General features: G+C 44.5%; 11 protein-coding genes. 10 read left to right on the top strand and 1 reads right to left on the bottom strand.

Annotated elements, in window-relative coordinates; translation table 11 throughout:
- Nucleotides 1-21: 21 nt before the first annotated feature.
- Genes H70737_RS22005 through H70737_RS21990 form a run of 4 tightly spaced genes read left to right on the top strand, consistent with a single transcriptional unit; the run spans nt 22 to nt 6389 of the window.
- Nucleotides 22-1821: a cache domain-containing sensor histidine kinase gene (locus H70737_RS22005; RefSeq protein ID WP_231573331.1), complete on the top strand. Its 1800-nt coding sequence runs from the start codon at nt 22-24 to the stop codon at nt 1819-1821.
- A complete protein-coding gene (locus H70737_RS22000; RefSeq protein ID WP_042190710.1) occupies nt 1796-3394 on the top strand; it encodes a response regulator transcription factor in 1599 nt (532 codons plus the stop codon). The genes H70737_RS22005 and H70737_RS22000 overlap by 26 nt, the downstream gene beginning before the upstream one ends.
- Before the next feature lie 24 nt (nt 3395-3418).
- Nucleotides 3419-5293 (top strand): DUF2264 domain-containing protein, encoded by a 1875-nt coding sequence (locus tag H70737_RS21995; protein WP_231573330.1) that lies wholly within the window; start codon nt 3419-3421, stop codon nt 5291-5293.
- The gene (locus tag H70737_RS21990) at nt 5274-6389 is read left to right on the top strand and encodes a glycoside hydrolase family 88 protein (RefSeq protein ID WP_042190708.1); all 1116 of its coding nucleotides are present in this window, start codon (nt 5274-5276) and stop codon (nt 6387-6389) included. Before H70737_RS21995 ends, H70737_RS21990 begins: the two co-directional genes overlap by 20 nt.
- A gap of 175 nt (nt 6390-6564) precedes the next feature.
- On the opposite strand, the gene H70737_RS21985 is transcribed toward H70737_RS21990, so the two are convergent.
- Nucleotides 6565-7575, bottom strand: a complete 1011-nt coding sequence (locus H70737_RS21985) for a LacI family DNA-binding transcriptional regulator (RefSeq protein WP_042190706.1) — start codon at nt 7573-7575, stop codon at nt 6565-6567.
- Between the two features lie 345 nt (nt 7576-7920).
- On the opposite strand from H70737_RS21985, the gene H70737_RS21980 reads away from it, so the two are divergent.
- Genes H70737_RS21980 through H70737_RS21955 form a run of 6 tightly spaced genes read left to right on the top strand, consistent with a single transcriptional unit; the run spans nt 7921 to nt 14680 of the window.
- Entirely contained in the window at nt 7921-9234 is a 1314-nt protein-coding gene (locus H70737_RS21980; protein ID WP_042190704.1) for an ABC transporter substrate-binding protein, read from the top strand.
- A gap of 2 nt (nt 9235-9236) precedes the next feature.
- Nucleotides 9237-10115 carry a carbohydrate ABC transporter permease gene (locus H70737_RS21975; RefSeq protein ID WP_179085781.1) on the top strand — a complete coding sequence of 293 codons (879 nt, stop codon included), beginning with the start codon at nt 9237-9239 and terminating at the stop codon, nt 10113-10115.
- On the top strand, nt 10102-10941 hold the full coding sequence (locus tag H70737_RS21970) for a carbohydrate ABC transporter permease (protein ID WP_042190700.1): 840 nt from the start codon (nt 10102-10104) through the stop codon (nt 10939-10941). Before H70737_RS21975 ends, H70737_RS21970 begins: the two co-directional genes overlap by 14 nt.
- 23 nt (nt 10942-10964) lie before the next feature.
- A complete protein-coding gene (locus tag H70737_RS21965; protein ID WP_042190698.1) occupies nt 10965-12620 on the top strand; it encodes an alpha-glucosidase in 1656 nt (551 codons plus the stop codon).
- 17 nt (nt 12621-12637) lie between these two features.
- Entirely contained in the window at nt 12638-13582 is a 945-nt protein-coding gene (locus tag H70737_RS21960; protein WP_042190696.1) for an MTP-1 family protein, read from the top strand.
- A 36-nt stretch (nt 13583-13618) separates the two neighbouring features.
- Complete coding sequence (locus H70737_RS21955; RefSeq protein WP_042190695.1) at nt 13619-14680, top strand: BtaManbiosPhlase; 1062 nt, start codon at nt 13619-13621, stop codon at nt 14678-14680.
- Nucleotides 14681-14694 lie beyond the last annotated feature (14 nt).

The following is a 14694-nucleotide window of genomic DNA, read 5'->3' as shown; positions in this document are numbered from 1 at the left end:
CAGATATGGGGCCTGTCATCCGTGTTTAGAAAGCATCAATCACTTCGAATGAAACTTGTCTGGTCTTCAATGATTTGCGTACTTATCCCGCTAGTCTGCATTTACATGGTTACAGATTATTTAACCCGGGATCTGATTCTGGAGAAGGCCGTTGGCAGCGCAAGAGAATCTCTCAATGCGTCCAGTGCCAATATGAATGCCATTTTTGAACAAACGCTCGAGCAGTCCAATTTTGTGCTTCAGAACAGCGAAATCAGGCAGATGATGTCTGCTGTTCCAGAGTCGCTCCATTCAGCGAAAGAGATCATCCAGTATAACCGTATGTCGCGGATGCTGGATGATATGTTCGTTCTTTCAGAGTATTTGAAAGTGACGCTGATCGGTAAGAATGGATTTATTTATACGAGTTATCCTTATAGCGACTTTAATCCGAAAACCTTTTATAGCGAGCGTTGGATGTCACTATTGAAACAAACTCAGCCGATTTCGACTTTCTGGAGAGCGGAGCACGACACCTACTACAACTATTCTGATAAGGGCTCAGCCAATTGGGTAACTATTGCGAGACCTATACAATCGACCTCCAGCAGCACGATCGGATATATGATTATCAACATCAATGAGCGTAAACTCCGCCCTTATCTGAACAATGACAATGGCAAAGAGATGATGCTTTTGGATGACAAGGGAACTGTAGTCTCACATTCTGATCCAGCCCGAATTGGTGAAACAATGACGTGGTGGAAAAAGGAAGGTCGGCTTGATACTGTCGAGATCAGTGGGGAGAAATTTTTGTATGTTGACCAGGAGCTGAGCAGCAACAGATGGCAGATGGTGAGCATTATCCCTATGAAGGCGGCATTGTCAAAGAATAAACAGATTTTATTTATCAGCTTAGCCGTGCAAATTCTATTCTTTACCTTCTTTTCCGTTCTCTTAACCGTTCTAATCTCTAAGCTGACTCAGCCCATCGTGAAATTAAGTGCTTTTGTAAAGCGAATAGGTCGTGGTCAACTGGATGAACGTTCGTTAATCCGTGGGAATAATGAGGCGGCTCAACTGGCCCGTACCATCGACCAAATGCTAGATCGAATCGAGTCCATGATTGAACAAATCACCTATGAGCAAACAGGAAAGAGAAAAGCTGAACTGGAAATGCTGCAGGCACAGATCAATCCGCACTTTATGTTTAATCTGTTGAATTCGATCCGGTTAAATATTCTGATGCAAGGAGACAAGGAGAACGCCGAGTTGATTGGTTCGTTGTCGTCTTTGCTCCGTATGACCTTTAACAGAGACAATGAGTTTATCCCGCTTCGTGAGGAGACAGATACGATATCTCATTATGTGACTTTGATGAATTTTCGTCATGCCAATCAGGTCAGGCTGGAAATGAATTTAGCAGACGGAACTGCTGAAGCACTGGTGCCTCGGTTTATGATTCAGCCTATGATCGAAAATGCCATCATCCATGGTTTTGAGCAGTTTGGTGGTGAGATCTTTATTGAAGCTCGTATTATTGCAACTACAGGAACCTTGGTTATCACCATTAAGGATAATGGTATCGGAATGTCACAGGAGAATTTAAAAAGACTTCGTGAAACCGCATACAGTAGTGAGCAAATTGCAGAAGAGGACAGAAAAGGATTCTCCGGCATAGGCTTACGTAATGTGGCCCAACGCCTCAGTATGATTTATGGTGCTTCATTTAAGTTGAATATATCAAGCGAACCTGATGTGGGTACGGAGATTTGTTTGGAGTTTCCACTGAACTACGGAAAGGTGGGTATAGAGAATGCTGACGGCAATTTTGGTGGATGATGACTATCCGGTTATCCGTTATTTGTCGCAGGCCGTGTCATGGAGTGAGCTCGGGATTGAACTCACCGGATGTTATTATAGCGGTCTTGAGGCTTGGGAAAAAGCACGGCAGAATCCACCGGATCTGATTATCACCGATATTGGCATGCCTAAGATGAACGGACTGGAGATGCTTGAGAAATTCAGAGCGATGAAGCCCGGAATTCGTGCGATTATTCTGTCCTGCCACAACGAGTTCAAATACGCTCAGCAGGCGCTGAAATTAAACGTAGGAGAATATATTTTAAAAGAATCACTGAATATCGAGCAGCTGGAACATGCACTCAGAACACTTGTGAAGGAAGTGGGTCTGAACAGGCAGCAGCATACCGAGATGCAGGTATATAAGCAAAAGCAATCACAAAACCGTGCTGCGCTAAAAGAAAAGTTTCTAAAAGATACGTTATACCAATCTTGGGACAAGGTAGCTTGGATCGAGCAAGCCCGGTCAAACGGAATTATGATCCATGCCAAGACCTACATTCCAATGCTTATAGTGATTGACCGTCCAGAGGAAGCCTCACGGGTGCGCCGTATGAGTGAATATACGATTTCTTTTGCCGTCGAGAATATTATGCAGGAAGTGCTTGAGGCTGATCACAGTTTATTTATTTCGAGATACAGCCATAAGGAGATTGTTATTCTTTTCTGCAGCGACCAGTCTTCCAGAGACCACCAAGCGATCTATCATTCCATTCAAAATGCAGCCTCTGCGGTACAGAAATATCTCAAGCTGTCTGTCTCCTGCATATTTGGTGCTGAGGCACGCAGTCCTGAGGAAATTCGCGGAACACTGCAGCGGATGTTAAAGGAGAAGATCCAGCGGTTTTATTTTCCAGCAGCGGGCATCCATCGTTTTGAAGAGATTAGCTTTTCGCGGGATGATATTTATGCCGAATATGGAAGTCTGTACGCTGTTATTAATGATGATATTGCCCTGAATAGGGAAACAGAGCTTCGTGTTCATGTAAAGGAATGGCGAGAATGGGTGGCAACGCAAAAGTTTCATCCAAATGAAGTTAAGGAATGTGTTCTCCGGTTGCTGATGGACTTGCAATTGAAGACGAAACAGCTGCTGCAGTCTCCATTGCCTATGGCGGAAGAAAAGCTGTTTAGCGTGGTGAGTGACATTGATACCCTCGAGCATTTGGAAGAGTGGTTAGTTCAGTACTTGGAAGAATTAGCGCGGAAAATAAGTATATTCTCTATTAAGTCCAAACGGAGCGAGGTTATTAAAGCCCAGCAGTTCGTGATCAGTCATGTAACGGAGAAAATAACGCTGGAGGACATGGCTGGACGCCTGAACTTGAATGCCAGCTATTTCAGCCGCTTGTTCAAACGGGAAACAAACCAGAATTTCATCGAATACGTAAACATGCTAAAGCTCCAGAAGGCAAAAGAGCTGCTTAATCAGTCTGGAAAGACTGTGGAAGAGATCTCCGAGTATCTGGGATATGCCAACAAAAGTTATTTTATCAAGCTGTTTAAACGGGAAATGGGCATGAGGCCCAGTGAATATGCGGCTTGGCATTAAGTTTGGATTGGAGGAACCATTACTGTGGAACTGAAGGGTACTAAAAATGAATTACAAATGTTCTTAAATGACCTATATGCTCCGCTGGAGAGTCGATTTACTTCTGGATGTGCAGGAATCGATATGGGAGCTACAGGATCAATATACAATGAAGCTACCGCGCTTATGGAAGCCTTCGCTCGTCCGTTATGGGGGCTTGTTCCCCATGCCAGCGGGGGAGGGGAGAGTGCGCTTTGGCCGAAGTTCCTCGAGGGGATCGTCAATGGGACTGACCCTGAACATGAAGAATACTGGGGTGAATTCTCAACCAAAGACCAGCGTATGGTGGAACAGGCTGTGCTGGGACTGGGGCTTGCTCTTGCGCCGCATAAGCTGTGGGAGCCGCTGAGTGATGTTCAGAAAATGCAGGTATATAACTGGTTGAACCAGATCAATCATGTGGATCGTTCGAACCCGAATAACTGGCTGATGTTCACGGTTCTTGTGAATGTGGGCTTTAAGAAAGTCGGATTGCCCTACGATCAAGAGATAATGAATCATTATTTGGAGAAGATAGATACCTACTACTTGAGTGATGGCTGGTATTCCGATGGGCTGACCGATCAGAGAGACTATTATATTGCTTTTGCTATGCATTATTATACGCTGATATATGCTAAATTGATGGCGGATGATGATCCTCAGAGGGCTGCAGTTTACCGGGAAAGATCCGCACAATTTGCCAAAGATTTTATGTATTGGTTTGCTGAGGACGGAAGTGCGATTCCTTTCGGACGTAGTCTGACCTATCGTTTTGCGCAGGTCTCTTTCTGGAGTGCGCTGGTGTATGCCGAGGTCCTTCCTTTTTCATATGGCGTTCTCAAAGGAATTATAATGCGTCATTTTCGTTGGTGGTTTGAGAAGCCTATTATGGGAATAGACGGATTACTAAGTATCGGATATGCGTACCCGAATCTGGTAATGACGGAGAACTACAATGCCCCTGGATCACCGTATTGGGCCTTTAAAGCTATGCTTATTCTTGCCTTGCCGGACGATCATCCTTTTTGGCAAGCGGAAGAAGAACCACTGCCTGTATTGAAAGATCAACTGCCGCTTCAAGAGGCGCGTATGCTGGTGAGTCGTCCAGAAGGAAATAAGCATGTTATTGCCTATACCTCTGGTCAGATGGCTAACTTTGATATGGCCCATAGCGCAGCTAAATATTCCAAGTTTGCTTACTCCACGCTGTTCGGATTCAGTGTGCCGAAGGCGGGTTATGGCTTAGTTCAAGGCGCTTACGACTCTACATTAGCATTGTGTGAATGCGATGAACATTACCGGGTACGCAGATTCTGCGAGATGTGGGAAATTGGAGAGAATTATGTATATTCACGCTGGCATCCCTGGAGCGATGTACATGTGAAGACATGGATTATTCCAGCGGGTCTGTGGCATGTCCGCATTCACAGCATTCACAGCGCCCGGTGTCTAGACGTAGCGGAGGGTGGATTTGCCATTGGCCAGTCTGCTGGCTTCTCACGCAGTGATCGGGAAACCATTCATGTATCTAACACTGCTGTCTCGGTGCAATTGCCTTGGGGAATCAGTGCCATACATATGCTAAGCGGTTTTGACCGGGGAGAATGCGTGCTACCCGAACCGAATACTAATCTGCTGAAGCCTCGGACGTTTCTTCCGAGCTTGATCTCCAGATTGGAGCCGGGAGATCATGTATTAATATCTGCAGTCTTCGGAGCTACGAATATCCCAGAGAACCAGGAGAGTCTGTCATCACCGCCGATTATTCAGCGGCAGTCGGAAGGAAGGATTGTTATCTACGATCCTCGTAACCAAGCAGTACTTCATACGGTTGATTTATCGGAAAGGAGAGACAAAGATGTGGACAACGGCAATTGAGGATGCTATTCGCAAGATCGAGAGTAATATCGCGGGCCATCCGGGCAAACTGCCTCATATCGCTGAGGGGCAACAATACGAATGGGGAGACAATGATGATTGGATAGAGGGGTTCTATGTTGGCATGATGTGGCTTGCTTATGAATATAGCAAAGATTCATTCTATAAGGAGGCGGCAGCTTCTTGGTTAGGAGACTTTAAGCATCGTCTGGATCATCACATCGCCCTGGACCATCATGATATTGGCTTTTTGTACTCACTGACTGCAGTAGCAGAGTGGAAAATAACAGGCAGCGAAGAAGCCCGAGCTGTCGGTCTACAGGCTGCGGATACACTATGCAAGCGCTGGCGTGAAAACGCTGGAATCCTCCAGGCCTGGGGTTTAGAGAGTGACCCCGAGAATGCGGGACGTATCATTATTGACTGTTTGATGAATTTGCCTCTGCTGTTCTGGGCTGCGGAGGAAACGGGGGACAATCGCTATTATGATATAGCACTCGAACATGCGTTAAAGAGCCGGAAATTTCTTGTGCGTGGGGATGCTTCCTCTTATCATACTTTTTACTTTGATCCAGCTACAGGAAGTGCAATTCGTGGAGGAACACATCAAGGCTATGAGGATGGATCGACCTGGACACGTGGTCAAGCGTGGGGAATATACGGATTTGCCCTGGCTTATCGTTATACACGAGAGGAAGACTTTCTTAATACTTCTAAAAGTCTGGCTCATTACTTTATCAGCCATCTTCCAGAGGATAATGTGGCGTATTGGGATTTTGATGTGCCGGTGGAAGCGAGTACCCCTCGCGACAGCTCGGCTTCAGCCATTGCGGCTTCCGGTCTTTTGGAGCTGCTGGATCTTCTGGACGCAGATGACCCGGATCGTGCTATTTATGAAGCAGCCTTACTCCGCAGCATGAAATCCTTAGCGGAACATTATGCGACATCCGGAAATCCGGAGGCGGAGGGGCTTCTAAAGCATGGTTCCTATCATGTCAGAGGTGGACGTGTGCCTGATGGCCATATGATTTGGGGAGACTATTATTATTTGGAAGCGCTGATCCGCATGCAGACCGGAATCCGAGGATATTGGTAGTAGGGTGAATGGAACAACGGTCCATTCACGTAGTGACCACAACGAGCGTCAACATACATCCTAATCTGAAAGTAAAGGGAGAGTTCCACAGCCATTTCATGGCTCGTGGGACCCTCCCTTTTTGTGATGCGCGTGTATTTATTCTCCATACAACATTCCTGTCTATATGAACTGATTATGTATTTGGATGTTGTGTGGATTCCCGAATGATCAGATGGGTAGGAAGGAGAACTTCTATAAAAGGCTCCTCGGGATGATCAATGCGCCAGAAGAGTTGTTCTATAGCTTTTCGTCCAAAGTAAGACAAATCTACATCCATCGTTGTAGTCAAAGGAGTTGTTATCCGCGATAACTGTCCATTATCAAAGCTCACAATAGATACATCTTGGGGGATCTGATACCCAAGCTTGTACATCACGGAATTGATCAAGAACCCAAAGCCGTCATTGACACAGAACCAAGCCGTAGGCTGCTTATCCAACTTTTGTACAGCGTTGAACACATCATCCATTTCTTCAATGGCACGATCGAACACCCATTTTGGGTTGTATTCAATGGCAGATTGGTATAGAGCCAGGCGATAACCTTCTAAACGCTCGTAATAGCTTGGTGAGAATTGAATATTGCCGATAAAGCCAATACGGGTATGTCCCAATTCAATTAAATACTGCACCGCTGTATAAGCGGCATAACGATTATTGGTGAGAATACTATCGGCCTTAAGATCAGGGTGATGGTGATCAATTAATACGGTGGGAATCCCTGTGCCCGTCACTGCTTGAATATATGGGGTCGTAATATGGGACAGAATCAAGATTCCTTCTACGGAAGGATCAAATAATATAGGAGGCAGAATCAATTGTTCGGAAGCGTGATGATCAATAGATTGAATAACCATACGCTTATTTCGCTTCGCTGCTTCCTTCTCAATACTCAAATAAATTTCTCCAAAAAAGTTACGTTTGGAAAATGCAAATTCTGATGCCAAAATGACAAAGGTTCCAGCTTCTTCTTCTGTGCTTTTGCGCCCTCGCGAATAGGTGTAACCCATTTCATTCGCAGTATCGATAATTAACTGTCTCGTTTCCTCACTCACACCGTCTTTACCGGACAGAGCCTGAGAAACAGAGTTCTTCGATATATTCAATCGATCGGCGATATCTTGCATTGTTACCTTCACCTTCATGCGAAGATACGTCCTTTCTAATTAGAAGTGTAATGAATATTCTTCCATACTGTCTCTCATAATACTAAAGATTATGCTGTAAAACTACATTACAACTATAAATTATTTTAACATTACAAAGCATTTAAGTAAAGTTAATTTGTAATGTGATTAATTGTGTCTTTTTCATTAATACTCGAATAACAGGTTGACATTTTCGCTAAAAACTATAATAATAGCAATTGTAACGCTTACAAAGCCGCTTACAGGTATATATTTATATAATTTTGTAACGTTACAAAATTATATCTAGGAATTACAAAATGCTGCACTGATGTGCATCGATACTCAGGGAGGGTTTATTTTATGAAGAAGAAGCTTTCAGTAATGCTTGCACTTACGCTTGTATTCACGATTATTGCCGGTTGTGGATCAAAGAGCAGTAATTCAGGCACTTCAGCAGATGGAGTAACAACTATTGAGTTCTGGGCTGCACCTAACCCGACTCAACAAGCATATTGGCAGAAAATCGCCAAAGAATATGAGACTGTTAACCCTAAGGTGAAAATTAACGTAAGTGCGATCAAGGAGTCCCCTACTTCTGAGGCAAGTATTCAAGCCGCAATCGCGGGTGGAAGCGCTCCGACGATGACTGAGAACATTAGCCGTGGTTTTGCAGCACAACTTGCAAACAGTAAAGCGTTAGTTCCATTGGATACGATTGCTGGCTTCAATGATATTGTGACAAAACGTAATATGACCAAAACGATTGAGCCTTGGGAATTTGCCGATGGCCATCAATATGTTCTTCCAATCTACTCCAATGCAATGTTGTTCGGATGGAGAACGGATATTTTGAGAGAAGCTGGTGTGAACGAAGTTCCAAGAACATACAGTGAAGTGATTGAGGCAACGAAAAAATTAAAAGCAAAATACCCGGATAAATATCTTTGGGCGAAACCTGACTTAGCAGACCCTACCTCTTGGAAAAGATGGTTCGACTTCTTTATGCTGTACAATGCAGCTTCAGATGGCAACAAATTCATTGAAGGCAGCCAATTTGTTGGCGATGAAAAAGCTGGTGTAGACGTTCTTACTTTCGTGGACAATCTTCGTAAGGAGAAAGGGCTGTTGTCTCAGAATGTAACAGAACCTTTTGAAAATGGAGTGGGCGTATTTACGGATGTAGGACCTTGGACATTCAGCACATGGGCTGAGAAATATCCAGAGCTACAGTACAAGGAGAACTTTGAAGTAACATTGCCTCCTGTTCCTGACGGTATGGATCCAGCGAATGCAAAAACATTTGCGGATGCTAAAGGAATTGTTATCTATGCATCGGCAAGTCCAGAGCAACAAGCTGCTGCAATAGAATTCATCAAGTGGGTATATTCGGATGACAAAAACGATGTTGCCTTTTTCCAAGAAACAAACTTGCCTCCAGCACGTGATGATGTAGGTACAAATGAAGTGTTTAAACCAGTATTTGAAAAAACGCCTGTATTGCAAGAGTATGCAAAAGCAATCCCGAATGCTGTTCCATCCATGGACAATCCGAAATTCAACGAATTGCAAACCTTTATTGGTCAAGAGGCCTTTAACAAAATCGTTCGTGGTGAGATTGATCCAAAAACGGGTTGGGACAATATGAAGAAGGCGATTGAAGGGGAACTTCAATAATGATTGAAAAAAATAATAATCGGTTAGGCTGGCTTTTTGCCAGCCCTTACCTTATTTTTTCGACTGTGTTTTTCTTGGGCCCGCTTATTTGGTCTCTATATTTGTCTTTTACTAACTGGGACTTGATTTCACCGACTTATGATTTTGTAGGATTCAAGAATTTTACCAAAGCATTAGGCACACCAGGGGTAAGATCGGCATTTTGGGTAACGTACAAATTTATGATCGTATTTGTACCGATTGTCACAGCCATGTCGCTTTTTGTAGCGGTAATTGTAAAAGGCTTACCTAAATTAAAAACCGTATTTCTTATTGGATTCTTCTTGCCTTACCTATCCTCAGGGGTTGTTGCATCCCTTATTGTTAAAGGTTTTTTGTCACATACAAGTCCTGTTCAGACGTTTCTAAGGGATCGGTTAGGTCTTGATATTGACTGGCTCGGCGGATCTTTCTCGGCATTGTTCGTCGTTGCGATGATTATGGCTTGGAAATTTACAGGTTACTATGCGTTAATTCTTACTTCAGGTTTAGAGAGCATTGATCAGGAAGTATATGAAGCAGCGGCAATTGATGGCGTGAAGGACAGCCAAAGGTTCTGGAGAATTACGTTGCCTTTGCTTTACCCTGCGATTTATACAACCTTAATTTTATCCTTTGGTGCAACATTCGGTATCTTTACTGAGGTCTACCAATTAACAGGCGGCGGACCGAACTATGCAACGAATACATGGCAAATGGAAATATACAGTCAAGCATTTAAGAACCTGCAGGCAGGTTACGCATCAGCTATCGCGATTATGGCTGCGGTTGCGACATTTATATCTATATTCGTAATCCGAAAAATTCTGGAAATGTGGGGTAAGCGCAATGGTTGGGTCTAATTCAAACATCAAGCTCCGGCTGTCGATCCGCTATCTGATTGCGATCGTACTGCTCGTGATTATGGTATTCCCCTATTTATATATGGTATTGAACTCACTTGCAGATTGGTCACAGGTAGACCGGAAGCTGATACCGACGCAATTTACGCTGCGCTCGTATCAATGGCTCTTTACAGGTGGTGAGACCGGGATTACAAGACCATGGATTCATGCCTTCTTTAACAGTGTGTTCGTTTCCCTGGTATCTACAGCCTTAATGATGATGTTCGCGATTATGGTCGCTTATGCGTTGGCGAAGCTGAAATTCCGCGGAAGAGACTCTATCAACAACTTTGTGTTGTTTCATATGTTCTTTCCGGCAATCATTCTGATCATCCCTAACTTTTTGATTATTCAAAAAGTAGGACTGTTCGATACGTATTGGGCGCTCATTATTCCCAAGGCGATGAGTTTATGGGGGATCTTCATGTACACCAACTTCTTTAAGGCGGTACCCGACGCTTTCATAGAAGCCGCCAAGCTGGATGGGGCCTCCGATTTCAAAATCCTGTATAAGATTATGATGCCGATGTCGAAGTCCATTACGACCGTTGTATTCCTATTCCTGCTAATGGAACGCTGGACAGAGCTCCTATGGGATATGATCGTCGTCCGAAGTGACGGCATGTTAACATTGAACGTTTTATTATCTCAGATGTTCGGTCCGTATCAATCGTATCCGGGTCCGATGTATGCCGGTGCAGTGATGCTTACCTTGCCAATCATTATTTTGTTCATTATTTTCGGCAAGAAGTTCCAGGAAGGCATGCAATTTAACTTGAAATAGGTCTGCACAGGAGGGGTTATCGGTTGGAACAGCCGTGGTGGAAAGGGACGGTTTTCTATGAAGTGTATATGCCAAGCTTCTGTGATAGTAACGGGGATGGGATTGGTGATTTCGGCGGTCTTACTTCCAAGCTGGATTATTTGCGGGAACTTGGCATCGGAGGGATTTGGCTAACGCCGTTCTATAAGTCTCCAAAAGTAGATAACGGGTATGACATTGCAGATTATTGTCAGATTGATCCAGACTTTGGAACGATGGAAGATTTTGAACGGTTTATTCAGGAAGCGAGGGCTCGAGGGATCAGAGTGATTGCCGATCTTGTCCTGAATCATACGTCTTCAGAGCATGCATGGTTCAAGGAATCCCGATCCTCAAGGACGAACCCGAAGCGGGATTGGTACATTTGGAAGGACGCGGTGAACGGCGGCGTACCTAATAACTGGGAATCGTTTTTTGGTGGAACCGCGTGGGAATGGGATGCTGCAACAGAACAGTATTACTATCATGGGTTTGCGAAAGAACAGGTCGATTTGAACTGGGCGAATCCCGAAGTTAAAGAAGCGATGAAGGATGTTATGGCTTATTGGCTGGGCAAAGGCGTAAGTGGCTTCCGGTTAGATGTTATCAACTTCTTATCGGTGTCCGATCAATTCCCGGATAACCCGATGGATGAAGTAACGGGTGAGCAGAAGCATGTACATGATCAGAATCAAGATGGAATTATGGATGCCATCGAGGAGATTAGCAGGTTTGTTCATGCGCATAGCGGAATGTTCATGGTAGGTGAAGTCGGCTCTGAAGATATGGATATGCTGAAGCGTTACAGCGGAACGGGTAAGTTTGATGTGGTCTTTAACTTTAATCTGGGAAGCCAGAAGGAATTTAGTCCAGAGAATTTGTTCGCCGAGCTTAAGATGATGGAGCAGGTACACCGTGAGGATCAGATTCCAACGTTATTCTTCGGCAGTCATGATATGGATCGCGTGATTTCGCGTTTTGGCGAAGGGGACGCGGAGATTGAGGAAGAACGGGCCCGCCTTATGGCAACGCTGGCCTTGACCGCAAAAGGGGTACCTTTCCTATATTTCGGTGAGGAGATTGGGATGCGGAATTTCGTAGCCCATAAGCTGGAAGATATGCGGGACATCCAAGGATTGAAGGCATATGAAATCGCACTACAGCGGGGGATAACCCGGGCGGAAGCCCTGAAAATTGCGAATGCAAAGGGAAGAGATGCGTCTCGCTCACCAATGCAATGGAACGCAAGTCCACATGGCGGGTTTACGTCAGGAACACCATGGATTGGCATGGGCCCAAATTATCAGCAATTAAACGTGGAGTCCGAATGCAATCAACCGAATTCATTATTACATTATTATAAAAAGCTTCTCCACTTGCGCAATACACAGGATGTATTTCAATTCGGGGATTATGACGTGCTGGAACGCAGAGGCAATCTTATTTTATATGTAAGAACATTGAAAGAAACCAATACCAGAGCGCTCGTAGCCTTGAATTACGATAATCAGAGCATACAGATTGATCCTAGTGAGCTGCTGGATGGGCAAGCAACTAATATATTATCAAGCCGCCGAGACATAGTGAGCGGTACAGACTTGGTAACTCTGTTGCCGAATGAAGCCGCAATATGGATGCGTGCGCCGCTATTATTTGACTAGAGAGGAATTTTATTATTATGAAACTGCTCAAGAATGCTGTGAAGACATGTGAACAACTGCTCATGGAATACGCGATGAAAGACGTATCCGTAACCAATATACAGAAATTAACATTCACAGGTGTAGATCATAAAGATGTCTACAATATTACAGCTCCATTCCAAGATGAGGGTGAGTGGGTGATTGCGGGTCGGGTTGAATCCCGTGACAGCGAGCATTCCGATGTCGTTTTTTTTGTCGAACGTGATGGACAATGGGTACCCCGTGAAGGAGCGCCTACCCTTGAACTTCAAGATCCTTTTTTCACGAAAATTAATGGCGAATTGATAGTTGGAGGCGTTCAAATTTATCCGCATCCGGTAAAGGCTGATGCCTTAATGTGGCGTACAGTATTCTACCGCGGGAAGAACATCGCGAGCTTAGAACCCTTCTTTAAAGGACCGGATGGCATGAAAGATCTGCGCCTAGTGGATCTGAAAGATAGCATCGGAGTACTGACCCGCCCTCAAGGAGATAAAGGAGGACGCGGTAAAATCGGCTTTACCCGCATTGCATCGTTAGAAGCGTTATCCATTCCATTGATCGAAGAAACACCGTTATTGGATGGACAGTTTGTTGATGAAGAGTGGGGCGGTGCGAATGAAGCACACTTGCTAAAGAACGGACTGCTCGGTGTTCTTGGGCATATCGCATCTTTTGATGATTCGGGCGATCGTCACTATTACCCGATGGTATTCGCTATCGATCCGGCAACAGGTGAGTACTCGGATATTCAATTAATCGCTGTACGCAATCAGTTCTTGCCAGGCGTTGCCAAACGTCCTGATTTGGAGGATGTTGTGTTCAGCGGCGGGCTCGTACGTCATGAGGACGGTACAGCTAATATATATGCAGGAATCAGCGATGCGGAAGCACAACGAGCAACAATCCCTGATCCTTTTGCTCAATTTGAAATTTTATAAGTATGAAATCCATTTGGTTAAGGGAGTTATTACAACATGAAAATCTATCGTTATGAACAAAATCCACTTATTACACCGGCGGACGTTAAGCCGTATCACGATGACTTTGAAGTGATTGGTGCATTTAATGCCGGTATTGCTAGCTATAATGGTGAAATATTAATGTTTCTCCGTGTAGCAGAACGCCCAATTAGCAAGGATCCAAAAATTGTGAAAGCTCCGATTTATAATCCGGAGACCAATGAATTGGATATTTTGGATCTGAATACAGATGATGAGCGCTTCGACTTCTCTGATCCGCGTGTGATTAAGAATAAATCCGCTAGTGCTACATTTCAGTACTTGACTTCATTATCTTATATCCGAATCGCTCGAAGTAAGGATGGACATCATTTTACGGTGGATGAGAAGCCATTTGTGTACCCTTCCAATTCACTGGAGACCTTCGGGGTAGAAGATCCTCGGGTAACCCAAATTGGGGATACCTACTATATTTATTTCTCGGCAGTCTCCCCTGTGGGCGTTGGAGAATCGCTGGTATCAACTAAAGATTTCGTGAATGTAACTCACCACGGCATGATCTTTGGGCCGGATAATAAAGACGTATTGATTTTCCCAGAGAAAATTAACGGCAAATATTATGCATTGCACCGTCCAACAACGAAAAGTACGGGAGATCCGGAAATATGGATCGCAGAATCGGACAACTTATTATATTGGGGTAACCATAAGCATCTGATCGGTTTGCGTGAGGGGATGTGGGATAGCGGCCGGATTGGCGGCGGTGCGGTTCCATTCAAGACCGAGAAAGGCTGGCTGGAGCTGTATCATGGAGCCACGCTGGAACATCGTTATTGCATGGGAGCAGTTTTGTTAGATCTAAATGACCCCTCGAAGGTGATTGCGCGCTCCAATGCTCCTATCATGGAGCCGGAAGCGGATTATGAGAAGAACGGATTCTTCGGCGATGTTGTATTCTCTTGCGGTGCACTCGTGGAAGGCGATGTTGTTAAAATGTATTACGGAGTCGCGGATACATCAATGGCTTGCGCAGAACTTAGTGTACAAGAAATTTTAGATAGCTTGATATACGTATAACAATAAAACGTCAA

This window comes from Paenibacillus sp. FSL H7-0737 (genome assembly GCF_000758545.1).
Lineage (GTDB): Bacteria > Bacillota > Bacilli > Paenibacillales > Paenibacillaceae > Paenibacillus_AQ.
The sequence above is the reverse complement of the archived record's forward strand: the minus strand, read 5'-3'. Positions and strand labels throughout refer to the sequence as shown.

Bases quoted from the DNA above. Each gene is read 5' to 3' on its own strand.
- H70737_RS22000 (WP_042190710.1), top strand. From the start codon at position 1,796: ATGCTGACGGCAATTTTGGTGGATGATGACTATCCGGTTATCCGTTAT.
- H70737_RS21990 (WP_042190708.1), top strand. From the start codon at position 5,274: ATGTGGACAACGGCAATTGAGGATGCTATTCGCAAGATCGAGAGTAAT.
- H70737_RS21985 (WP_042190706.1), bottom strand. From the start codon at position 7,575: ATGAAGGTGAAGGTAACAATGCAAGATATCGCCGATCGATTGAATATA.
- H70737_RS21980 (WP_042190704.1), top strand. From the start codon at position 7,921: ATGAAGAAGAAGCTTTCAGTAATGCTTGCACTTACGCTTGTATTCACG.
- H70737_RS21970 (WP_042190700.1), top strand. From the start codon at position 10,102: ATGGTTGGGTCTAATTCAAACATCAAGCTCCGGCTGTCGATCCGCTAT.
- H70737_RS21960 (WP_042190696.1), top strand. From the start codon at position 12,638: ATGAAACTGCTCAAGAATGCTGTGAAGACATGTGAACAACTGCTCATG.
- H70737_RS21955 (WP_042190695.1), top strand. From the start codon at position 13,619: ATGAAAATCTATCGTTATGAACAAAATCCACTTATTACACCGGCGGAC.